Source organism: Isosphaeraceae bacterium EP7 (assembly GCA_038400315.1).
In the GTDB taxonomy this organism is placed as follows: domain Bacteria; phylum Planctomycetota; class Planctomycetia; order Isosphaerales; family Isosphaeraceae; genus EP7.
Genome location: CP151667.1, coordinates 638,614 through 662,499, shown reverse-complemented (window position 1 = coordinate 662,499; position 23,886 = coordinate 638,614). Strand labels below are relative to the sequence as shown.

Genomic DNA, 23,886 nt, shown 5'->3' with positions numbered 1-23,886 from the left:
TGGCTCACTTACCTTCCTCAAGCTGGCTGACGACCTTGTCGGCGGCGGCGACCTCGGCGGGGGTGAGGCGGCGGACCTGGATCTTGCGGAGGGCCCCTGCGGTGTTCCAGGTGGCGAAGCCGAGGGGCTCGGTGGCGCGGGTCTCGATCCGGGTGGTGAGCTGAAGGTCCTTGTGGGAGAGCTGCACGACGGGCTTGTCATCGACGTAGCAGAGGATGACGTCGCCGGTCACGACGACCTTGAAGGCGTACCAATTCTGGTCTTTGTAGCGGACGAAGGTGGCGGTCTGGTTCTCCGAGGCATCCACGCCGTTGATGCTGGAGATGCCCGTGATGTTGCCCCCCCAGCCGCCGTTGACCAGGGTGACAAACGAGGCATTCACCGGGAAGGTGGCGGCGGCGAAGAAGTCGGTCCCGGCGGTGCGGCGTGCTTCGTAGGTCAGCTCATAGTCGACGCTGGGCAGGTCGGTCCGGGTCGAGACGATGCCGGTCATGGGCTTGCCGAGCGGAAGGATCAGGGCGCCGTCGACCACCTTGAGCTCGCCCCCCTTGCTGTAGCAGGGCTTCCAACCGTCGAGGGTCGAGCCGTCGAACAGGGATCGGGGCGGCGCGGCGGCCTGCTTGTCGTCGGCGGCGACGAGGGCGAGCGAGAGCAGGGCCGCGGCGAAGATGGCGGGGCTGATTCGTACGGGTCGCATGGTCGTCCCCCGACGCGTTCATCGAAAAAAATGGGCTGGGAAGGCCGGCGGGGCAGGGCCCGCGGGCAGGAAGGGGGGACACCGTAACACGCGCCTGGGACGGATCGCCAGGCTCAGGGCCCGTTTGGATGGCCGGTCGAGTTGACCGGGTGCTTTACGCGGCCTACGTTGAGGTTTGAGTGCGGTCCGACCCCGCGACGTCGCGGGCGCGTCGAGGGGGACGCAAAGTCGGTCAGGGCGCGACCCGATGTCGGGTGGCGAAGTCTGGAAGGAAGAGAGTCGCGATGAAGAGCCTCGGATTCTGCACACTGGCGGCGTTGATGCTGACCGGCTGGGATGCCTCCGCGGAGGAGGTCGGTTCCGCCCTGGTGGCGGCCGATTCGCCCGGCCCCGCGACGCTGGCGATGGCCGCCGGATTCGTAGCCCTGGGGGTCTTTCGCGCCCGCCTGAGGTGGGCGGCGCAGGGCCGAAGGCACCTGAGCGAGACGGCCTCGCTCTGAGCCGACGGGTCCGAGCCCTGACCGGCCGGATGCCGTCTATGGCGACACGTCTTGGCTGTTCGGGACCAGTTCGGCATACTAGCGAACCTTTGCAGACGCGCAGGCTCTCCTCAAGGCGTGTCGGCGAGCGGGTCTGCGCGAACCGGGCCGTACTCACGGCCGTGGCGATCGATTCCTTCAAGTCGACTCCAGAGGACATCCATGACGGGCCAGGCACCGCTGCTCGATAAGCTCCGCGAACTCGCCCGCAACCTCTGGTGGACGTGGCAGCCCAACGTCATCAGCCTGTTTCGAGAGCTCGACCCGGCCCTCTGGCGCGACTGCGACCACAACCCGGTCGAGTTCCTCCAGCGGATCGCGCCCGACGTCCTGGAGAAGCGAGCCGCCGAGGTGGCCCTCGACTCGCGGATCGACAATGCGTTCCGGCGGCTCAACGAGTATCTGGCCGACACCGACAGCTGGGGCTCGGTCTACGCGGCCACGCTGCGCACCCGCCCGGTGGCCTACTTCTCGGCCGAGTTCGGCCTGCACGAGAGCGTGCCCATCTATTCGGGCGGCCTGGGCGTGCTGGCCGGCGACCACCTGAAGAGCGCCAGCGACCTGGGCATCCCGCTGGTGGCCGTGGGCCTGGCCTACGCGCAAGGCTACTTCCACCAGTCGCTGAATGCCGATGGCTGGCAGCAGGAAAATTACCTGACCAACGACACCAAGATGCTGCCGGTCGAGCCGGTCCTCGACGCCAGCGGCGCGCCCCTGAACATCTCGATCGACACCCACACGGGCGTGCTGCACGCCCGGGTCTGGCGGCTGGAAGTCGGGCGGACGACCCTGCTGCTGTTGGACAGCTTCGTCGACCAGAACTCCGACAGCGACAAGGCCCTGACGGCCAGGCTCTACGGCGGCGACGCCCGGGTGCGCATCCGCCAGGAGCTGCTGCTGGGCGTCGGCGGGGTCAGGCTGCTGAACGCCCTGGGCATCAACCCCGGCGTGCTGCACCTTAACGAGGGCCACAGCGCCTTCGCCACCCTTGAGATGATCCGGACCCGGATGCAGGCCTCGGGCGTGCCGTTCGGCGAGGCCAGCCTCGACGTGGCGGCCATGACCGTCTTCACCACCCACACCCCGGTCGCCGCCGGTCACGACCGCTTCCCGTCCGACCTCGTCGAGCAGAACCTGGGCAAGATCCGCGACGAGCTGAAGCTGTCCTATGACGACTTCATGGGCCTGGGCCGCGTCTACCCGAGCGACCACAACGAGCCCTTCTGCATGACGGTGCTGGCCCTGAAGCTGTCCAACCACGCCAACGGCGTCAGCGCCCTGCACGGCGCGGTCTCGCGGCGGATGTGGCGCCCGCTCTATCCCAACAAGACCGAGCCGGAAGTGCCCATCGGGCACATCACCAACGGGGTGCATGTGCGGACCTGGGTGGCCCCCCAAATGCACGCCGTCTTCGACCGCCACCTGGGCGTCACCTGGCCGGCGCGGATGCGTCACCCCGAGACCTGGGCGGGCGTGTCCAAGATCGACGACGCCGAGCTCTGGGAGACCAACCAGGTCCTCAAGGCACGCCTGATCGACTTCGTCCGGACCAGGCTGGTGGCCCAGGCAAAGCGGCGGGATGAGCCCGCCTCGGCGCTCCAGGCCGCCTCCAAGGTGCTCGACCCCAACGTCCTGACGATCGGCTTCGCCCGGCGGTTCGCCACCTACAAGCGGGCCGGCCTGGTGCTCTCCGAGCCCGAGCGGCTGGCCGAGATGATCAATTCGGCCGACCGGCCGTTGCAGCTCGTCTTCGCCGGCAAGGCCCACCCTGAGGACCAGCTCGGCAAGGCGCTCATCCAGGGCATCGTCAAGATGACCCGCGACCCCCGGTTCGCCGGCAAGATCGTCTTCGTCGAGGACTACGACATGGACGTCGCCCGCCAGTTGGTGCAGGGCGTCGACGTCTGGATGAACAACCCGCGCCGGCCACAGGAGGCCAGCGGAACCTCGGGCGAGAAGGCCCTGCTCAACGGAGCCCTGAACTTCTCGATCCTCGACGGTTGGTGGGCCGAGGCCTACGACGGCACCAACGGGTTCGCCATCGGCAACGGCCTGACGCACTCGCAGCCCCAGGAACAGGACATCCGCGACCACCACGACCTGATGAAGACGCTCACCGACGTCGTCGTCCCGCTGTATTACGACCGGGCCGCCGACGGCCTGCCGCACGGCTGGATCGCCCGCCAGAAGTCGGCCCTGAGGTCGCTGGCCTGGCGGTTCAACGCCGACCGGATGGTCATGGACTACGTCCAGAACTGCTACCTGCCGGCCGCCGACGGCCTCTCCTGCCAGATGCCCAACCGCTGACCCATGCCCCCCGGCCGACGCCCCAATCCGGGGGCATCCTCGCAACCCGAGGGTGCCCCCGCTTGCGTCGACGCGCCGACTCCCGACGGGGCCCTTCGCCTGCGCGGCCCGCTCGCGTACACTTCAAGTCCTCCGGTCGGTTCGAATTCGGGTCGGTCTCGTCGCCCAGCGCCGGGCGGTCGGGCCTGCGTCCCCGGTGCCGGGCAGGGCGATCGAGTGCGGGGCGCCTGCAGGCGTCCCTGGCGTGGGAAGCGACGGATATGATCGGCCAGAATCTCGGCTCGTTCAAGATCGAGAGCATCCTCGGCTCGGGCGCCATGGGCGTCGTCTATCGCGCGACGCACGAGCAGACGGGCAAGCCGGCGGCCATCAAGGTCATCCTCGGCGACACCTCGCAGAAGAACAACGCCACCGAGCGGTTCAAGCGCGAGGCCGAGATCCTCCAGCAGTTCCGCCACCCCAACATCGTCCGCTTCCTGGCCGTCGGCCGGTCGTCGGGCCGCTCCTACTTCGCCATGGAATACATCGAGGGGGAGACCCTCGACCGGGTCGTCGACCGCCGGGGCCCCTTGCCCTGGGCCGACGTCGTCGACCTGGGCATCCAGTTCTGCGAGGCCCTGCACTACGCGCACGAGCACGGCGTCGTCCACCGCGACCTCAAGCCGTCGAACCTGATGATCACCGCCAAGGGGCAGGTCAAGCTCACCGACTTCGGCATCGCCAAGGACCTCGACGCCACCGCGCTGACCGCCACCGGGCGCACCCTGGGCACCGCCGCCTACATGGCCCCCGAGCAGATCCGCGGCACCCCCGAGATCAGCCACAAGACCGACCTCTACGCCCTGGGCGTCCTGCTCTACCAGCTCCTGGTGGGCGAGACCCCCTTCCAGGGGACAACCGCCCTGGTCCTGATGAACGCGCACATGACCGCCGACGCCCCCAGGCCGAGCGCCCGGGTCCAGGAAATCCCCAAGGCGCTCGACGACCTGGTGATGAACCTGATGGCCAAGAAGCCCGTCGACCGCCCCTGGGACGCGGCCGCCGTCGGCGAGATCCTCAAGGGCCTGCGCGACAAGAAGGCCAAGGGCGCCCCCATCGCGATGGTCTGGCCCCTCGACGGCGACCCGAGGGGCAACCCAACCCGCGCCGGCTCGTCGGTGCCCGCCCGGCCGAAGGCATCCAGGCAGGGGACCAAGGGGAAGGGGGCCGCCGCGTCCGCCGAGGCCCGCAACGGCTTCGACATCGCCGAGCTGCTGGACAACCCCAGGCTCGGCGTCTACGGCCTGATCGCCGCGGCGGTCCTGCTGGGCGCTGGGATCGCCTACGTGCTCTGGCCCACCAGCGCGGCCTACCTGCACAGCCACGCCGAGGCCCTGATGGCCCACTCCGATCACACCGACTGGACGCTGGCCCTGGATCGCTACATCGAGCCGCTAGACAGCCGGTTCCCCGACCATGCCTACAAGGCGCAGACCGAGACCTGGCGCGACAAGATCGCCCTGAACGCCGCCGAACGCCGCGCCGGACGGCTGGAGACCTCCAAGGGGACCGGCCTGGCCGGCCCGTCGACCGACGTGGAGACGCTCTACCTCCGCACCTTCGAGGGCGTCCAGGCCCTGCTCCAGCAATACAAGGAGCCCGAGGCCCTGGCCGCCTGGGAGAAGTCGCTGGCGGCCTACGCCCCGCACGGCCGGGAGGCCCGCGGCTGGATCCTGCTGACGAAGGGCCGGATCAAGGCTCTCAGCGAGGAGATCGCCAAGCGAAGGGCCACCGCCGAGGCGCTGCTGGCCGAGGCCGACCTGTCGGAGAAGTCGCTCAACGAGGCCAGGGCCGAACGCCTGAGGCGCGACGCCATCGAGACTTACGCGCGCTACCCCGATCTGCGCGACCTGATCGATCGCGCCAAGGCCGCCCTCCCCGGCGCCGCTGCCCCGCCCGGAGACCGGACCGCCCCCCCCGTGGAGCCAGACCCGGCGCCGGAACCCTCGCCCGAGCCCGCACCTGCGGCCGAACCCAACCCGGCCGCCGCCGAGCTGGCCACGCCCCCCGCCGGGGCCTGAGGCCGGGGCCGGAAACAAAGCGTCGGCAGGCCCTTGATGCGTGCGGGTTCGCTTCATGCGAGATCCGCCGATTTTTCGCGGAATCGTCGCACGCGCGGGGCCTGATAAACATTGACTCAACAAACGGGATCGCGTATCATCCTGGATACCTATCGTCGGAAGCCGGGGTGTATCACGTCTACGCCGCCCCGCAACACATCTCAACTGGATCGGCCTTCACGGCCCCGAGGTTTTGGCATGGCCCATTCCCCCGTCCGCTTTTTGGGCAGCCGCGAGCTGCACCGCGACCTCCCCAAGGTTCTCGAGAGCCTGGAGGATCCGACGGCCCGCTGCGTCTTGACGATCCACAGCAAGCCCAAGGCGGTCCTGATCGGGGCCGAGGCGTTCCTGTCGTTGCTCCGCGGCCAGACCCCCGCCGACCGCCTGCTGGCCCTCCAGCTTGGCGCCCTGGTGCAGGGCCTCGAGGCCGCAGGCACGTCCGAGACGCGAGCCGCTGCCCCGGCCCCCGAGGTCGAGCTGATCGCCGTCTGACGCCCGTCCCTCTCCCGCGACCATACACGCCCGATCCCGCCGCGGCGGCCCCCACCAACCGGGCCGCGCGAGGCGGCCGGCTGCCTCGTCGACGGCACCCTCCGATTCTCATGTCCGAATCCGATCAAAATTTCGCATTATGTTAATTTTTTGTTCCATTCTTGAATGCTCGCATTGAATCCGTAAGATACCGGTGTCGTGCGGAATCGCCCGCATGAACACGGTCGCGTGTGGGGACCTCTCCTCTTCGTCACACGCCCTCGAACCGCCCCGCCATCCGCAGTCCCCAACCGCCGACGTCCGCCGATCGCCCCCCGGAACGTCTCGTGCCCTCGAGACGAACGACCTCCACCCAACGCCCCCGGGTCGCGAGGTTCGACCTGCATACGTCCATCGGTCCGACTGTGCGATGTCGCGCAAGGACGAGTCCGGCCCTCTTTCCCAACATCTGTTGTCGGAGCCGTCTGATGAAGAGCCGTCGCGGATTCACGCTCATCGAGCTGCTTGTCGTCATCTCCATCATCGCCGTCCTCATCGCCCTCCTCCTCCCCGCCGTGCAGAGCGCCCGCGAAGCCGCCAGGCGCATGCAGTGCACCAACAATCTGAAACAGCAGGGCTTGGCGGCACTCAACTTCGAGTCGACCTACGGTACCCTCCCCCCCGGGGTAGGTCCTTATCCGATCGCCACCACAGGCGCTCGCGCTTCGGTCGCGGCCGTGATCCTGCCGTTCCTTGAGCAAGCGTCGATGTACGGCGCCTTCAATTTCCAGATCAATATCAACCTCTACGGTCCGACCACGGCCAATAACACGGCGCAGACGCAACTTGTCTCGGCGTATATCTGTCCTTCGGATCCGAGTTCGAATCGCTTCACCCTGGGCACCACTCAGCTCGGCTACAACAATTACTTCGCGAGCACCGGGAACTCGCCCAGCAACTTTGAAGGCACGCTCCCCTCGCAGGAGTCGAACACGGCTCGCATGGGCGTTTTCACGATCAAGCTCAACACGTCCGAGCCGCAATACATCCCGGCCGGGAGCACCACCCTCAACCCGAGCTATCGGACCGCGATCGGCGTGTCGATGGCGGGAATTACCGACGGCACGAGCAACACGGCGATGTTCGCCGAGACGAAGCGTGGCAAGGCCGGGACCAACACGCCGGCGGAGGTCCCTATACCCGACCCCTTGAACGTCTATACCTTCTCCGGCGACTTCACCGGCGACACCGCGATCATCCCGCCGACCGACTGCGCGACGTTCGCCAACCAGACCCGCCTCCGCTATCGCGGCCAGCAGTATTATCGCAGCCTGCCCGCGACCGGTTATTACAGCCACACGTTGCCGCCGAACTACAAGCTCTGGGATTGCGTGAACACCCCCAACTACAACCAGGGGCACATCGCGGCCCGGAGCTACCACCCCGGCGGTGTGAACGTCTCGTTCTGCGATGGCTCAGTCAAGTTCGTCAAGGACACGATCAATCCGATCGTCTGGCGAGGCGTGGGCAGTCGCGCGGGCGGCGAGATCTTGAGCGCCGACGCATACTGATCCGTTAACGACAGCCTTCGACCGGCCTCCGACGACAAGGCCTGGATGACACGCATGGAGCGACGGCCGCCGAAATGTCGGCGGCCGTCTTTTTTTATTTCCGTATTCAGATAGGAGCTGGTGAATGCCCGAGATCACTGGACGGCCGCGTATCGCTTTTCTCGCCCTGTTGACCGCAATGACGACCGGGTGCGGCGGCGGCACCGTGTCCGACGCCGACCCCGACGCGGCCGCGATCGAGGTCGTCTCCTTGAATGAAGTGGCCGAGAACTATCGGGGCCTGTCCATCTTTAAGAAAGCCCCGCCCAAATCAGTCAAGGAATTTACCTCCAACGAAATGCTCATGGGCGCCGGAACGACGGCGGTGCGTGATGGCCAGATCATCGTTCAGTGGGGCTCGAAGCTGCCCGACACGAACGAGGAACCGGGCAAGGTTCCCTCGCCCGAGATCCTGGCCTATTACAAGGAGGTCCCCGAGTCGGGTGGTTACGTCCTGCTCCTCGACAGGACCGTGAAGAAGATGACCGCCGATGAGTTCAAGGCGGCGTCCAAGGCAGGCAACCCCTCGACCAAGTGAAATCCTGCCCGGGATGAGCGGCAGGATCGCCTGATGAGGGTCTCGTCCCGGCCAGGCATCCTTGTCCGGGGTCACGGACGCTTGGATTCGAAAGGACCCCCGGGCAATCTAAAGGCCGCCACGCTCGCGGGCACCTCGTCCTCCGACGAGAAAAGCTCCGAGGCCAGACGCCGAACCGATCCTCGCCGACAACTCAGAGCTGAACCGGGCCGGGGACCCCTGACAGGGCACCCCGGCCCGACTCGTTTCCCGCGGTTCTCGCCTCCAGATGACCGGGCCAGACAGCTCCTTGGCCATCGCGGGAGAAGTCCGTGTCGAGATCCGAAAAATCTTCCAAAGAATTCCCGCCGCTTTTCTTCGCGAAGCGCAACTCTAAGGATTGGCCCCCGTGGTCTTCCCGGCCGGCACCCGGACGAGCCAGGCTCTTTGACAATCTGGATCGCACCGCATCCTGCATTCGACGGAACAAAATCCTGCCGATCGAAGCCATCATCTGTCCCCGAACGAACCCACCTCGCGGACACCGAACGAACCCATTCACCGTCCTATCTCGCATTTTGGAAAGGGGTTCCGTCAATTTGCATGGATTCTCCCTTGCGGCGAGGCGTCGCCAAATCGGAACGAAGCCATCGCGTTTCAAATCCAACCCACTGCGAGCAGGCCGAGCCTTCAGGGCATTCGAAACAACCGTCGGGACTCGATTGAGCCGGACACCGAGACGCAGGCCGGGGTAAAGTTGACACGCTCGACGCGAGTCCTCAGGCTGATCCTGGCGAGGGGGAGGATTGGGTCGGGAGCCTGTTCGAACGAGCCAGTCCGGGGCTCAATGACGAGTCGACCGGCGGCCGATTTTCAGGATGATGAGCGTCCCGCGTTGATCGCCCTGCCAGGCCCCAGAGGGTCGAAATCGGGTGACCGGCCGGGTAGAATGACTGTTCCAGCGTTCAGTGGCCGGCCTCCGGCCATGGGCGCTTCCTGCCGTTGAGGTGATGGATGTCGAGCGTCAGCCGGCCCTTCGTGCACCTGCATTGCCACAGCCACTTCAGCCTGCTCGACGGCGCCAGCAAGATCCCGGCGCTGGTCAAGCGGGTCAAGAACGAGGGCATGGGCGCGCTGGCGGTCACCGACCACGGCAACATGCACGGGGCCGCCGAGCTGCTGCGCGAGGCCAAGTCGGCCGGCATCAAGCCGATCATCGGCATCGAGGCGTATGTCGCGCCCCACCACCGGACGAGCAAGACGGCCGGCGGGGTGTCGGGGCAGGAGCACAACTTCCACCTGACCCTGCTGGCCAGGAACGCCGCCGGGTTCCGCAACCTGCTCCGGCTCTCGTCGATGGCCTTCCTGGAAGGCTTCTACTACAAGCCACGCGTCGACAAGGAGATCCTCGAGCGGCACAGCGAGGGGCTCATCTGCCTGTCGGGCTGCGTCTCGTCGGAGTTCTCCGACCACCTCCTGCGCGGCAAGGCGGCCGACGCCGAGAAGCTGGCCGCCTGGTACCAGAAGATCTTCGGCGAAGAGAACTTCTTCATCGAGATCCAGAACAACGGCGTCCAGATCCAGCGCGACCACGAGGCCGTGGCCGTCCCGCTGGCCAATCGCATGGGCATCCCCCTGGTCGCCACCAGCGACGCCCACTACCTGACCCGCGAGGATGCCCCGGCGCACGACGTCCTGCTCTGCGTCATGACCGGCAAGACGCTCGACGACCCAGGCCGGATGAAGTTCGACACCGACGAGTTTCACGTCCGCACGCCCGACGAGATGTACGAGGCCATGCCCGGCCACGAAGAGGCCCTGGGCATGTCGGCCAGGATCGCCGACATGGTCGAGGACAACTACAAGAGCCTCGAGTTCGGCAAGCGGTTCTTCCCCGCCTTCAACCCGCCCGACGAGAAGACCCCCGAAGCCTACCTGCTGGAGCTTTGCAACGAAGGCCTGCTCGTTCGATATGGCCCGAACCCGTCGCCCGAGGTGCTCGCCAGGCTGGAGCATGAGCTGGGTACCATCAACCGGATGGGCTTCGCGTCGTACTTCCTGATCGTCTGGGACTTCGTCCGGTTCGCCCGCGAGGTGGGCATCCCGTCGAACGCCAGAGGCTCAGCGTGCGGGGCCATCGTCAGCTACCTGCTCTACATCAGCCACGTCTGCCCGCTGAAATACGACCTCCTGTTCGAGCGGTTCCTCGACCCCAACCGGTCGGAGGCGCCCGACATCGACATCGACCTCTGCCAGGAGCGTCGGTACGAGGTCATCGAGTACGTCCGCAACAAGTACGGCGCGGCCAACGTCGCCCAGATCGGCACGTTCGGCACGATGGCGGCCAAGGCCGCGATCAAGGACGTCGGCCGGGCGATGAACATCCCGCTGTCGCGGGTCGAGCAGATCACCAAGCTGATCCCCAACGTCCTGCACATCTCCATCGAGGATGCGATCAAGCAGGAGCCCGGCCTGCGCAAGCTGCGCGACGAGGACGCGCAGATCGCCAAGCTGCTCGACTTCGCCAGGCGCCTGGAGGGGATCGCCCGCAACGTCAGCACGCACGCCGCCGGCGTCGTCATCGCCGACCGCCCACTCAACGAGATGGTCCCGCTCCAGAAGCTGCCCAACAAGGACAAAGACAAGGAAGTCGTCAGCACGCAGTGGTCGATGGGCGACGTCGAGAAGGCCGGCCTGCTGAAGATGGACTTCCTCGGGCTGAGGAACCTGACCAGCCTGGCCACCGCCGTCCGCCTGATCAACGAGCGCAGGCCCGCCGACGACCCTCTCGACCTGGCCTCGCTGCCGCTCGACGACGAGGCGACCTATTTGCTCCTCCAGCGCGGCGAAGGCAAGGGGGTCTTCCAGCTCGAAGGGGCCGGCATCCGCGACCTGCTCGTGAAGATGAAGCCCGACCGCTTCGCCGACCTCATCGCCATCCTGGCCCTCTACCGCCCCGGCCCACTCAACGGCGGCATGGTCGACTCCTACGTGAACCGAAAGCACGGACGGGAGAAGCCCGAGTACCCGCACCCGGTGATGAAGGACGTCCTGGAAGACACCCACGGGATCATGGTGTACCAGGAGCAGGTCATGCGCATCCTCAACCGCTTGGGGGGCATCGAGCTCTCTCAGGCGTACGGGTGCATCAAGGCCATCTCCAAGAAGAAGACCGAGCTGATCGCCGCCGGCCGCGCCGAGTTCGTGACCGGGGCGACGGCCAAGGGGGTCTCGAAGGACCAGGCGTCGAAGATCTTCGAGCTGATCGAGTTCTTCGGCGGCTACGGCTTCAACAAGTCGCACTCGACGGCGTATGCCCAGGTGCTCTACCACACGGCCTACCTGAAGGCGCACTACCCGACCGAGTTCATGGCGGCGGTGCTGACCTCGGAGATGGACGGGGCCGAGCGCGAGAAGTTCTTCGTCGAACACATCGACGACTGCCGACGCATGGGCATCGAGGTCCTGGCCCCCGACATCAACGAGGGGGGGGCCGAATTCCGAGTCGCCCGCGAGGGGGCCGTGAACTTCGGGCTCCTGGCCGTCAAGGGGGCCGGGACCAAGGCCGTCGAGGCGATCGTGGCGGCCCGCGACCTGGGTGGCAAGTTCGGCCACCTGACCGACCTGTTCGAACGCGTCCCGCAGGGGGTCATCACCCAGTCGTGCGTCGAGGCCCTCATCAAGGCCGGCGCGTTCGACAAGATGGGGGGCCGCCGAAGCCAGTGGCTCGCCATCCTCCCCCGCGCCGCGCAGGCCGGCGCCGCGGTCCAGGAAGACCGCAAACGCGGCCAGCGCAGCCTGTTCGACGGGCCCGACTCGGACTCCGGACCGGCCGCCTCGGCGGCCCTGTCGCTGCCCGACGTGCCCGAGCCCCCCGAGGCCGAGAAGCTGGCCGACGAGAAGAAGGTGCTCGGCTTTTATATGTCGAGCCACCCCCTGGCACGCCACGCCGCGATGCTCCAGGCGCTGGCCACGCACAAGGTGGCCGAGCTGGGGAATACCGCGGACAAGGCCGAGATCCTGCTGGGGGGCATGATCACGGCGGTCCAGCTCAAGACGGTCCAGAAGAGCCGGTCGGGCCTGACCCGGATGGCCAAGCTGACCTTCGAGGACCTGACCGGTTCCGTGCCGGCGATGCTCTGGCCCGAGGAGTTCGCCAAGAATGAAAGCATCCTCAAGAATGACCAGATCGCATTCGTGAAGGGGACGCTCGACCGCCGCCGCGAGCCGGCCGAGCTGGTCATCACCAAGATCATCCCCATGGACAACGGCCCCGCCGAGCTGACCCGGGGCGTGATCGTCCGGCTTCACAAGGGGATCCAGCAGCCAGACGACCTGGAGCGGCTCAACCGGACGGTGAAGGCTTATGCGGGCAACCTGGACCTCTACCTGGAGATCCTGGGCCTCGACGGCGTCCGCAGGGCGATCTTCAAGGCCGGCCCCAACCAGAAGGTGCGCCACGACGAACGCATGCTCGACGACCTGGAATCGACCGTCGGCTGCGACAACGTCCGCCTGCTGGGCCTGGGCGGGACCGCCTCGCGCAAGCCCTCGATCAACCCCGTCCCGGCCTACGCGGCCACGGCCCCGGCGATGGACGATGGCCCCGGTGACGACATGGACGACGATTGAGCCCCCGGATCGAGGGCTCAGCTCCTCCGACCCAACCTTCACGGAACTTTCACGGGTCCGAAAGCAGATCCTCACGACGGCCGGCTACCCTTGAACGCTCAACGCGTTGCCGTTTCGATCGCCGGGGTTATCCGACGATCGCTGGCGACGTCCTCTAGGATGCTTGCCGATGCTTGCGAAGCCGACCCGCCGCGGGTTCACCCTGATCGAACTGCTTGTTGTCATCTCCATCATCGCCGTCCTGATCGCGTTGCTGCTGCCGGCCGTGCAGAGCGCCCGCGAGGCGGCACGTCGGATCCAGTGCACCAACAACCTGAAGCAAATCGGCCTGGCCCTGCACAACTACGAGAGCAGCGTCGGGGCCTTCCCGCCGGGCGGCGAGTCGTCCAACTACACGTACAGCGCCGGCAACCCCCAGACCCAGTTCGTTGACGGCGAGTACAGCCCGCTCGCCCGCATCCTGAACTACATCGAGGCGGGCAACGCCTACAACACGATCAACTTCAACCTCGACTACAACACCGCCACCGGCGCCAACTTCACCGGGACCTCCTCGGTGATCAACGCCTTCATCTGCCCCTCGTCGGTTCGCGAGCCCTCGGGCGGCCGAGACACCATTGACCAGACCGACTTCATGTCCGTCCAGTTCGGCGTCGGCTACGGCGTGCAGGATTACGGCGCGACGGTCTACACCGACATCGACCCGACCGGAACGGTCGTCCCGGGCGCATCGCCGGTGACCCCCTACCGCAACAAGGTGGCCCGCGCCGACGGTGCCCTGAAGGCCAGCTGCACCCGGATCGCCGAGCTGACCGACGGCACCAGCAACACCATCGTCTTCGCCGAAGATGCCGGCCGCGACGCCCGGTTCGTCAGCCCCTACAGCGAGCAGGACCGGATCGGCCACGACCTGGCCCCGTACTCGCCCGCCCGCCCGGTCATCTCCACCTACAACAGCCGTAAGTACTGGCGCTGGGCCGAGCCCGATGGCGGCTTCGGGGTCTCAGGCTCGATCAACAACAAGTTCCGCCCGATGCGGACCGACACCCCGTACTCGACCGTCTCGGTGGTCAACGGCGTGGACGTGAAGGGGAACAACGCGGGGGCCAACGACGAGATCTTCTCGTTCCACCCCGGCGGAGCCAACGTCGTCTTCGCCGACGGCTCGGTCAAGTTCCTCAAGGACACGACCAGCATCGTCGTCCTCCGCTCGCTGATCACGGCCAAGGGCGGCGAGGTCGTCTCGTCCGACGCCTTCTGATCTGATCGCCCGCCGCCCCTCCGAGGGCGACCCCCGACTCGCCGGTCCCAACGATGGACCGGCCCCTGGCAGCCCGCGGCCCGATGCCGCGGGCTGCGTCCGTTCCCGACTTTGCATCCGGAGCCGTCGATCAGTTCCCTCGGATCGCCCGGGCGGCGATCCCTCGGGACCGCTCCACGTCGGCGGCGATCTGCGTGAGCAGGTCTTCGAGCCCGCCGAACGGCCGGGTGCCGCGCAAGCGTTCGAGGAAGTCGAGGTGCACCGTCCGGCCGTAGAGGTCGCCCCGGAAATCGATCAGGTGGGCCTCGACCTTCTGCTCCTGCTCGCCGAAGGTCGGGTTCGGCCCGACATTGCAGGCGGCCGGCAGGGGCGTCCCTTCGCCGTCGATGTAGGCCAGGGCCGCATAGACTCCATGCGCCGGGATGATGGTGTCGATCTCGTCGAGGTTGGCCGTCGGCACGCCCAGGCCGGCACCTCGGCCCGCCCCGTGCGTGACCATCCCTCGGATCCGATGGGGCCGCCCCAGCAGCGCCGCGGCCTCGCTCACCCGGCCCTCGGCCAGGTCGGCCCGGATGCGCGACGACGAGACGAGCTGGCCGTCGACCTCGGTGGGGGGGATCACCTCGAGCGCGATCCCGGCGTCGGCGCACCATTCGGAAAGTTGCCGGGTGTCGCCACCACGGGCCCGACCGAAGCCGAAGTTGGGGCCCTCGACCATGCCGATCGCCGCGAACTGCCCGGCGATCACCCGGTCGAAGAACTCGCGGGCCGTGAGTTCCAGCAGCCAGGGACCGGTGCGGAAGACGCCAACCTCCGAGGCGCCGGCCTGCTCCAGAAGCTCGATGTTGCGGTCGGTCCAGGCCAGGGGGACCGGCGCCGACTCGGGCCGCAGCAGGGCGACCGGGTGGGGGTCGAACGTGACCGCGACGGCCGGCACGCCCGCGGCGTCGGCCAGGGCACGGAGGCGGCCGATGAGCCGGGCATGGCCCCGGTGGACGCCGTCGAAATTTCCGATCGCCAGGTAGGCCCCGCGGGCCAGGGCCGGCACGTCTTCGAGCCGAGAAAGCGTGAACACCCGCGGAAGTCCTCGGCACGATCCCCTGATCATCGCGGGCCGCCGCCGTCGGCGGGTGCGAAGCAGGGGGGCTCACGCGGGCCGACGGCCGGCCAACTTGCCGGGGCCGGCGCCCGTCGCTTCACCGCCCTGATTATCGCGGCCGGGCCGCGGCAGGGTCAATGCCCTGGATCGACCCGCAACGGCGCCGAGCCGAGCTTCGGTGAATCAAGGCGCGATGGATCGGCGTTCCTCGGATATTAACCGTCGTGAAGAGAAAGTTTCTGCTAACCAAAACTTGACATGGACTGCGACTAAAATTAAAGTTTCGATCGCAGGCATTAGCCTCAAGGTACGAGGCTGCCGCTCCTTTTCCTCCCCTCCAAATCAGGCAAACGAACATGTCCTCCCGTCAGAGGCGTTCTCGGGTTGGTTTCACCCTGATCGAGCTGCTGGTGGTCATCAGCATCATCGGCGTGCTCGTTGCCCTGCTCCTACCCGCGGTCCAGTCGGCCCGCGAAGCCGCGCGTCGGGCCCAATGCACGAACAATCTCAAGCAGCTCGGCCTGGCCCTGGCCAACTACGAGTCCGCGATCGGTGCTTACCCGCCTGCCTACGTCGGCGACCCGAATGCGACGGGAACGGCCTACGGGGTCAGCTATCCGGACGAGAACATCAACACGCTCCCCGGGTTCGCCTGGGGGACGCTGCTGCTTCCTTACGCCGAGCAAACCCCGGTGTCTTCGAGCCTGAACATGAACCTGCCGTGCTGGGCGCCCGACAACTCGACCGGTGCGACGACGAAACTTGCGATGTTCCTCTGCCCGTCGGTCACCGGCGGGGATGCTCCGTTCGCGCTTCACCGGTACACGAACGGCAATTCGGGCAGTCCGAACGACGGGGGCGAGTTCGCCCCGCAAGTCATCTTCTCTCGCAGCCATTACGTCACCAACGCGGGGATCAACCAGCCCTGGGGTCGGACGAAGCGGTATTCGTACGACTTCGACTCGGCCGAGCCGATCCAGGGGGCCGGGCCCCACGTCATTGACGGACCGTTTTACCGGAACTCGCGGACCAGGGTGGCGGATGTCACGGATGGCCTGTCGAACACGGTCTTCCTGGGCGAGAGATCCTCGATCCTGTGCGACTCGACCTGGGTGGGGGTGGTCCCCTACGCCTGCACGCCGCAGAGGCCTCGCTGGCCTTCTGAGCCGAATAGCGGGGGCAACCTCGTTGGTGCACACAGCGGCCCGGACATTCGCGACCATCCCAACGTCATCATCCACGCGCCAAACCACCCGTTTGGCCACACGGACGAGATGTTTTCCGAGCATCCAGGCGGTGCGGGTGTCCTTTTTGGCGACGGCTCCGTCCGGTTCATCAAGGAATCGATCTATCCCCTGACGTGGGTCGCCCTCTCCACGCGGAATCGGGGCGAAGTGATCAGCGGCGACTATTGAGCCGCACTCAGCAGGACGGTCGAGGGGCCTCGGGCCGCCTCGTTTCAGGACGATGATCGTGAACCTCGGGAGGGACTCACTGCGATGATCCGTCGTGTGGAATTGCTTGCGGCCTTGCTGCTGTCCTGCACCGTCATGGCCGCCGGTTGCGGCCGTGCACCGGCGATCGGGCCGGATAAGGAGGTCTTCACCACCATCGACGCGCTTTACACTGCCGTCAGCATGAAGGACGCGGGCCAGCTCGAGCGGAATGCGACGAGCTTGAACCGGTTCCATGAGGCCGGCCGGCTCCCCGACGGTGCCCATGAAGCCCTGGCCGCCATAGTCTTCGAGGCGAAGGGGGGCGAGTGGGAACCCGCCCGCCAGAAGCTCCGCGACTTCATGCTCGACCAGGGGCCTCAGCGTGAGCGTTGAGGGAGTGTCGGCCGCCGCAGATCTAACGGGCGACGGGAGAGGGCCCGAGGTTTGAGCCGCTCAGGGATGGGTCGGCCGAGGGAACCTCGGGCAGCTCGATCGGGATGGGCAAGTCGGGCGGGAGTGGCTGAACCAGGTCGAGATCGGGCTCGTCGGCCGGCCGAGGCGGGTGGATGTGGAAGCCCGAATGGAGGTCGTCGGCGGGCAGGGGGAGCTGGACGTCTTCGGGCACCAGGACCTTCGGGCCGACGACGGCCCCGCCACGCATCCGGCCCTTGTAGAAGCGATGCAGCAGCCAGATGGCCAGGCCGAGGGCAACGGTGACGACGACCGCACGCTGGACGTCGTGCAGGGCGTGCTCGATCTGATTGGCGAAGAGGTAGCCGAGCCCGAACATCAGCGATGTCGACAGCGTGGCGGCGACCAGGTCGGTGAGGAAGAGACGTAGGGGGGGCAGCTTCAGGATGCCCGCGGTGAGGTAGGCCGCGGTCCGGAAGCCGGCGGCGAACCGGCCGAGGATCAGGATCTTGAAGCCGTGCCGGTGGAAGTATCCCTTGATCTGGGCCTCGCGCGGCCGGGTGAGGAACTTGCGCGTCAGGCGCAGGCCCAGCACCTTCTCGCCGTAGACGTAGCCGATGAAGTAGACCACGAAGTCGCCGGCGAGCACGCCCAGCATGCAGGCGGCGAAGGCATAGGGCCCCCAGAGCGTCTGCTTGTGCGAGAGCACAGCCGCCAGGATGATCGGCGCCTCCTCCGGCACGGGGAGGCCCAGGCCCCCGAGCAAGAGCAGGAGGAAGATGCCGAGGTAGCCATGCCTGCCGACCAGGTCGCCGATCAACGCCGCGCGCCCTCCGCGTCGGAGTCGGGCTCGGGTGCCGGCTTGCGCAAGACCAGCTTCAGGCACTGCATCAAGAGGAACACGACCAGGGCCGGCGGGATGAGGTAGGCCAGGTAGATGAGCCAGGGCATGCCGATCGCCGGGCCGGCCAGGGCGATCGGCAGGCTGAACAGCGACCCCATCAGGACGAGGCAGCCCATCGACGTCATGACCGATTTGAAGGAGCCCTCCTCGGAGATCTCCTCGTAATGCAAGTCGATGGTCCGCCCCCGCTTCAGGCTGCGGACGACCGCCGAGGCCAGTTCCAGCGTGCGAGTCCCGTCGATCAACCCGGGGCTCGGCTCGGCGCCGGCGACGGCCGAAGTCAGGGCGTCGAGCATCGCGGCGTGCGGGTCCCAGTCGTCGTAGGTCTCGACCGTCTCGCCACCGTCGTGATCCCTGCGAAAGAGCCGTGACGGCTGCCGGAAACCGGGGTCGAACTCCCAGACCAACGAACCCTGCGGCAGGCCGACAGCGAGGCGGGCCGAACGGGCGTGTCCGGTCTCGATGCGCAGCTCGGCGGCTCGGCCACCGGGCCCTCTCAGGGGGACGAGCAGTCTGGATGTGGGCCGGACTCCCAGCGGATCGCCGTTGGCCGAGAGCGCCTCGACCTCGCCCAGCAAGGCGCGAAGGAGGTCGACGGCCGACGGGAAGACCGCCTCGACGAGACTTCCGGCGTCGGGATTCACGACCAGTTCCAGGCGGATCGAGGCCCCCGGATTGGCCTTCACCGCCGCCTCGATCACGTGGAAGGCAGGGTGCAAACGGGCGGGAAGATAGGGTAGGACGATCGCGCCGGTCTCCAGGCGACTGAGTGCCACCTGGTAGTAAGCGTCGACGTCGATCCCATCACCGGGCGGGTGCAGGCAGACGGTGGGGAGGCCCGCCGCGGCCGACCGGCGCAGGCCTTCGGAGCGCAGGGCCGGAGGCCCGCCGACGACGACCGCGTCGATCCCGGCGGTGGCCAGGGCCTCGTCGAGGTCGGCGTGCCCGGCGAGTTCAGGGAACTCGGCGAACCCCGGGTAGGCGGCCCAGACCCGGTGCTGCGGATCGAGCCCGGCGACGGCAAGGGCCCAGGCCCGTTCCTCGGGGCCGTCGCCCAGGATGAGGACGTTCATCGTCGGGCTTGGTCGTCCAAGGCGGATCGTGTCTTGGGGCCGGGCGCGGGCGCGACACCCACGCGTTTGGCGACCCGGCGGCGCGGGCCATCTTACCCGAAGTCCGGCCCCTGGGAACACAGACCTTCCCGGCCCGATTGTTCGAACCGACGCCGGGCCGGGCCACGTTCATGGCCCGGCCCGGATGGGTCGATCGGCTTCTAGCCCGATTTCTCGATCAGGAGAACTTGGTCAGGCCGGGCATGGGGACGGGGCGCTGGGGGGCGTCGCCCCAGACGTATTCCTTCGGCCCGAGCGCTTCCTTGGAGTTCAGAGCCGCCTCGTAGGTGATGACCTCGCCGGTGTAGGCGGCCATGCGGCCCATGATGGCGACCAGGGTCGTCTTGGCGGCTTCTTCGCCGTTATTCAGGGTCTTGCCGGCGCGGAGCGCGGCGAACATCTCGTCGTGCTCGACCTGGTACATGTTGCTCTTGGCGCCGCGGTAGCGCCACTTGTTCTCGCCGGAGATCGAGTTACCGAAGACGTCGACGACCCCCTTCTCGCCGAGGATGTAATCCTTGACGCGCATGGCCGTCCCCTTCCAGTGGCGGCACTGGTGGTAGCCACGGACGTTGTCGGGGTACTCGTAGACGATCGAGAAGTGGTCGTAGATGTTGCCGTACTTCGGCTCGACCCGGACCTGGCGGCCACCGACGCCGAAGCACTGGACGGGGGGCTTGTCGCCCAGGGCCCAGCACATCGTGTCGATGCCGTGGATGGCCTGCTCGACGATGTGGTCGCCGCTGAGCCAGTCGTAGTAGTACCAGTTGCGCATCTGGAGCTCCATCTCGGAGCCCACCTCTTCGCGGGTTTTGGGGGGCTCCCAGACGCCCGACGAGTTGTAGGTCGTCTCGACGGCCACGGCCTTGCCGACGGCGCCATCGAAGTAGTGCTTCATGGTCTCGCGGCGGGGCTTGTCATACCGCCAGCAGAAGCCGGAGACGATCGAAGTACCCTTGCTCTTGGCCTCGGCGACCGACTGGAGCACCGACCGGACGCCCGGCGAGTCGGTGGCGACCGGCTTCTCCATGAAGACGTGCTTGCCCTTGGCCACGGCGTAGGCCAGGTGCTCGGGGCGGAAGTGCGGGGTGGACGTCAGCAGGACGACGTCGACCTCGTCGATGACCTTCTTGTAGGCGTCGAAGCCGATGAAGATCTTGTCGCTGGGCACGTCGACCTGGCTGCCGACGGCGCTCTTCTTGAGCAGCTCCAGGCAGCTGTCTGCCCGATTCTGGAAGGCGTCCGCCACGGCGACGAGCTTGACGCCCTTGTCGGCCGTCAGCGCCTGCTCGGCCGCCCCGGTCCCGCGACCGCCGCAGCCGACGAGCCCGACCTTGATCGTGTCATCGGCCCGGGCATACGCGTTGCCCGCGATCTCCAGCGACGCCAGCGCGGCGGACGCCGCCACGGTGGCCGACGAGTTCATCAGGAACGTCCGACGTGAGCTGTCGCGCATGGGATTGGGGTCTCCGCGAGCGGGATCGGGGGCGGGGCCGGCCAAACCTCGCCGAGTCGCTCGGCGACAAACCAGCCCCGGGATGGAACCCCATTGTGCCAGGGAGACTGCCCGGGTGCAAACCGAACGGACGAAAGCGTGATCCGTCGAGGCGATGGCGGCCGCGAATCCTTCCGGCGGCGATTGGCCCTCCCGCGGTAACCGGGCCGGACATTCCCCGGGCATCCCCGACATCGACGAGCCTTGGCGGGCCAAATCGAGCCACAAATCCATATTGAAAAACGACTTCTGTCGCCTCCATGGAATCGCGGCATGGGACGTTGGGGGCGAGCCTCGCGCACGCTCGCCATCGGCCCTCCGCAGTCCGCCAGTCGTGTCCCGGGCGCTCGGCGGCCCCAATTCGAGTTGTCAATGGGCGCATCGCCCCCCGGGCCGCTTCTCGTAGAATGGCACGCGAGTCCTGGATGGGCGGTCGGAGTCGGTGCCTTGCGGGGGCGGATCCAATCATGAGATCGCGACGAGTCGGGCGTTGGGTGGTGGCGGCGGGGTTCCTGGTCGCGGCGGCGACGATCGGGGCGGGGGGCCCCGAGGGGCCGAAGCTGGCGGTGGAGTCTTACAAGCTGGGCAACGGTCTGAAGGTGGTGCTGCACCGCGACCCGAGCGTGCCCCGTGTCACGGTCGCCGTGGCGTATCACGTCGGGTCGAAGAACGAGCGCGCGGGGCGGACGGGCTTCGCCCACTTCTTTGAGCATATGATGTTCCGCGGCACCAAGAACGTGCCCAACTATGATATCCCGCTGCAAGAGACGGGGGCCCAGTCCAACGCATTCACGTCCGAGGACATGACCGTCTACTTCGAGACGGTCGCCAGCCATTACCTCGAGCGGGCGCTCTACCTGGAAGCCGAGCGGCTGGCGTTCCTGCCGACGGCGCTCGACCAGTCGAAGTTCGACACCGAGCGCGAGGTGGTCAAGAACGAGCGGCGGCAGAGCTACGAGAACGTCCCTTACGGGCTGGCTGAGGAGTCGATCCTGGCGAAGCTCTTCCCCGAGGGGCACCCCTACTCGTGGTCGGTCATCGGCTCGATGCGCGACCTCGACGGGTCGTCGCTGGCCGACCTCAGGCGGTTCTTCGGCGAGTTCTACCACCCGGCCAACGCCACGCTCTGCCTCGCCGGAGACTTCGACCCCGAGCAGGCCAAGGCGCTCATCGCCAAGTACTTCAACCCGCTCAAGCCCGGCGTCGTCCCAGCCAAGGTGGTCGCCCCCGAGTCCCCGCCCGTCAGCGCACGGATGGAGCAGGCCGACCGCGTGACCCTGCCCAGGGTCTACTGGTCGTGGCCGACCGTGGCCGACGACCACCCCGACACCCCGGCGCTCGACCTGCTGGCGGCCCTGCTCTCCGACGGCGAGGCGTCGAGGCTGCACAGGGCCCTGGTGCTCGACCTGGGCCTGGCCACCGAGGTCAATGCGTCCAGCGACACCAAGGAGATCGCCGGGCTATTCCGGATCGAGGCGACCGCCGCCGAAGGGAAGACGATCGAGGACGTTGAGAAGGCGCTCCGGGTTCAGGTAGAGAAGGCCCGCTCGGCCGCGCCCGGCGAGGCCGAGATGGCCCGCGCGAAGGCGAAGTTCGAGTCGAGCTCGTTCCAGCGCCTGACCTCGCAGATGGGCCGGGCCATCGCCCTGGCGGTGGGATCGGCGCAGAAGGACAACGCCGAGTATTACCGCGAGGATTACCTGCGCCATGCCGCCGTGACGCCCGCCGACGTCCTGCGGGTGGCCAAGCAATATCTGCCCCCCGAGACGCTCGTCCTGGTGGTCAGGCCGGCCCAGCCCGGCGAGGCCGAGGCCCAGGCGGTCCAGGTCGGCCCGAAGCCATCGAAGGAAGCCGAGGCCGCCATCGCCGAGCGGGCGCCCGCCCCGGGGCCCGACTGGTCGAAGATGCCCGGCCCGGCCACCGATCGGCCGCTGTCGACGCCCAAATTCGTCCGCAAGACGCTCTCCAACGGCCTGGAAGTGCGGGCCGCGAAGTGGACCACCCTGCCGCTGATCGGCGCCCGGCTGATCATCCCGGGCGGGACCGCCGACGACCCCGCGGGCAAGTCGGGCCTGGCCACCCTGACGACGACCCTGATGGACAAGGGGACCGCGGACAAGACGGCCGTCGAGCTGGCCGAGGCGTTCGACGCCCTGGGCGCCTCGGTCGGCACGATGGCGGGACTGGATGACACCGTCGTCTCGGTGGGGGTCATCGCCCGCAACTTCGGCCCGACGATGACGCTCGTCGGCGAGATGCTGACGCAACCGAGGTTCGACGCCAAGGACGTCGACCGCGAACGGCAGCTCCAGCTGACCGGCCTGGTGCAGGGGCCCGACAGCCCGCAGTGGATCGCCCGCAGGGCCTTCAGGTCGTTGCTCTACGGCAAGGATCATCCCTACGGCAACCCGTCCGACGGGACGACCGAGGCCGTCAAGTCCTTGACGGCCGACGACGCACGGGCGTTCCACAAGGCGCACGTCCGGCCGAAGGGGGCCACGCTCATCGTGGTGGGCGACGCCGAGCCCGAGGCCATCTTCGCCCAGCTGGAAACGGCCCTGAAGGGCTGGACCGGCGAGGCGGCACCCAGGCCCGAGGTCGCCGGCTCCAAGGTCGAGCGCGAGCCGGGGACGACGACCATCTACCTGATCGACAAGCCCGGGGCCGTGCAGAGCGTGCTGGCCGTCGGCCGGATCTGGGGCGACCGCAAGGACCCGAAGTACCTCGCCACGCTCCTGGGCAACCGCGTACTGGGGGGCGACTTTCTCAGCCGGATCAACCAGAACCTGCGCGAGCGAAACGGTTATTCGTACGGCGCAGGGTCGATGTTCAGCTACCGCCGGGCGGGGAGCGTCTGGCAGATCAGCACCAACGTCCGGGGCGACGCCACGGCACCCGCCTTGCGCGAGATTTTGGCCGAGATGGACGCCCTGGTCGAGAAGAACCCGCCGACCGACGAGGAAGTGGGCGTGGCCCGAGACGCCGAGGCCCGCAGCTTCCCCGACGACTTCAGCGACCCGACCCGGATCACCTCTGCGCTGGCCGAACTGGCCGTCCACGGGTTGCCCGACGACGAGCTGGCCACCTATCTCGACCGGCTCGCCGCCGTCCCCCTGGATGCGATTCGCGAGGAGATGGCCCGCGTGGTCGAGCCGGGCGCCCGGACGATCCTGGTCGTGGGCGACCGAAAGACGGTCGAGCCCAAGCTGAAAGACCTCAAGCTCGGCCCGGTCAAGATCCTGGACAACGACGGCAATCCGGTGCCCGGCCCGGCACGCTGAGTGCTCATCTGGACG

General features: G+C 67.5%; 16 protein-coding genes. 11 read left to right on the top strand and 5 right to left on the bottom strand.

Translation table 11 applies throughout. The annotated features are described in order from the left end of the window. Positions 1-4 precede the first annotated feature (4 nt). Positions 5-697: a 3-keto-disaccharide hydrolase gene (locus EP7_RS02650; protein ID WP_463526026.1), complete on the bottom strand. Its 693-nt coding sequence runs from the start codon at positions 695-697 to the stop codon at positions 5-7. 284 nt (positions 698-981) lie between these two features. On the opposite strand from EP7_RS02650, the gene EP7_RS02645 reads away from it, so the two are divergent. The 8 genes from EP7_RS02645 to EP7_RS02610 all read left to right on the top strand — a co-directional run bounded on the left by EP7_RS02645 (position 982) and on the right by EP7_RS02610 (position 14,133). Then, positions 982-1,197, top strand: a complete 216-nt coding sequence (locus EP7_RS02645; RefSeq protein WP_463526025.1) for a hypothetical protein — start codon at positions 982-984, stop codon at positions 1,195-1,197. A 201-nt stretch (positions 1,198-1,398) separates the two neighbouring features. After that, positions 1,399-3,543 carry an alpha-glucan family phosphorylase gene (gene glgP, locus EP7_RS02640; RefSeq protein ID WP_463526024.1) on the top strand — a complete coding sequence of 715 codons (2,145 nt, stop codon included), beginning with the start codon at positions 1,399-1,401 and terminating at the stop codon, positions 3,541-3,543. A 260-nt stretch (positions 3,544-3,803) separates the two neighbouring features. Further along, the gene (locus tag EP7_RS02635) at positions 3,804-5,603 is read left to right on the top strand and encodes a serine/threonine-protein kinase (protein WP_463526023.1); all 1,800 of its coding nucleotides are present in this window, start codon (positions 3,804-3,806) and stop codon (positions 5,601-5,603) included. Positions 5,604-5,840: 237 nt separating this feature from the next. Continuing rightward, a complete protein-coding gene (locus EP7_RS02630) occupies positions 5,841-6,134 on the top strand; it encodes a type II toxin-antitoxin system Phd/YefM family antitoxin (RefSeq protein ID WP_463526022.1) in 294 nt (97 codons plus the stop codon). 467 nt (positions 6,135-6,601) lie between these two features. Then, positions 6,602-7,684 carry a DUF1559 family PulG-like putative transporter gene (locus EP7_RS02625; protein ID WP_463526021.1) on the top strand — a complete coding sequence of 361 codons (1,083 nt, stop codon included), beginning with the start codon at positions 6,602-6,604 and terminating at the stop codon, positions 7,682-7,684. 124 nt (positions 7,685-7,808) lie between these two features. Then, positions 7,809-8,261: a hypothetical protein gene (locus EP7_RS02620; protein WP_463526020.1), complete on the top strand. Its 453-nt coding sequence runs from the start codon at positions 7,809-7,811 to the stop codon at positions 8,259-8,261. A 993-nt stretch (positions 8,262-9,254) separates the two neighbouring features. Next, positions 9,255-12,872 carry a DNA polymerase III subunit alpha gene (gene dnaE / locus EP7_RS02615; RefSeq protein WP_463526019.1) on the top strand — a complete coding sequence of 1,206 codons (3,618 nt, stop codon included), beginning with the start codon at positions 9,255-9,257 and terminating at the stop codon, positions 12,870-12,872. Between the two features lie 169 nt (positions 12,873-13,041). Then, positions 13,042-14,133 carry a DUF1559 family PulG-like putative transporter gene (locus tag EP7_RS02610; protein ID WP_463526018.1) on the top strand — a complete coding sequence of 364 codons (1,092 nt, stop codon included), beginning with the start codon at positions 13,042-13,044 and terminating at the stop codon, positions 14,131-14,133. Between the two features lie 130 nt (positions 14,134-14,263). On the opposite strand, the gene ribF is transcribed toward EP7_RS02610, so the two are convergent. Next, positions 14,264-15,208: a riboflavin biosynthesis protein RibF gene (gene ribF / locus EP7_RS02605; protein WP_463526017.1), complete on the bottom strand. Its 945-nt coding sequence runs from the start codon at positions 15,206-15,208 to the stop codon at positions 14,264-14,266. Positions 15,209-15,588: 380 nt separating this feature from the next. On the opposite strand from ribF, the gene EP7_RS02600 reads away from it, so the two are divergent. Further along, positions 15,589-16,647 carry a DUF1559 family PulG-like putative transporter gene (locus EP7_RS02600; RefSeq protein WP_463526016.1) on the top strand — a complete coding sequence of 353 codons (1,059 nt, stop codon included), beginning with the start codon at positions 15,589-15,591 and terminating at the stop codon, positions 16,645-16,647. A gap of 84 nt (positions 16,648-16,731) precedes the next feature. Beyond that, positions 16,732-17,061, top strand: coding sequence for a hypothetical protein (locus EP7_RS02595; protein ID WP_463526015.1), 330 nt, complete (start codon positions 16,732-16,734; stop codon positions 17,059-17,061). 22 nt (positions 17,062-17,083) lie between these two features. On the opposite strand, the gene EP7_RS02590 is transcribed toward EP7_RS02595, so the two are convergent. The 3 genes from EP7_RS02590 to EP7_RS02580 all read right to left on the bottom strand — a co-directional run bounded on the left by EP7_RS02590 (position 17,084) and on the right by EP7_RS02580 (position 20,551). Then, positions 17,084-17,899, bottom strand: a complete 816-nt coding sequence (locus EP7_RS02590) for a DedA family protein (RefSeq protein WP_463526014.1) — start codon at positions 17,897-17,899, stop codon at positions 17,084-17,086. Continuing rightward, positions 17,896-19,056, bottom strand: coding sequence for a Gfo/Idh/MocA family oxidoreductase (locus tag EP7_RS02585; protein WP_463526013.1), 1,161 nt, complete (start codon positions 19,054-19,056; stop codon positions 17,896-17,898). Before EP7_RS02585 ends, EP7_RS02590 begins: the two co-directional genes overlap by 4 nt. A 217-nt stretch (positions 19,057-19,273) precedes the next feature. Next, a complete protein-coding gene (locus EP7_RS02580; RefSeq protein WP_463526012.1) occupies positions 19,274-20,551 on the bottom strand; it encodes a Gfo/Idh/MocA family protein in 1,278 nt (425 codons plus the stop codon). Between the two features lie 506 nt (positions 20,552-21,057). On the opposite strand from EP7_RS02580, the gene EP7_RS02575 reads away from it, so the two are divergent. Further along, positions 21,058-23,871 (top strand): M16 family metallopeptidase, encoded by a 2,814-nt coding sequence (locus EP7_RS02575; RefSeq protein WP_463526011.1) that lies wholly within the window; start codon positions 21,058-21,060, stop codon positions 23,869-23,871. The last annotated feature ends 15 nt before the right edge of the window (positions 23,872-23,886 follow it).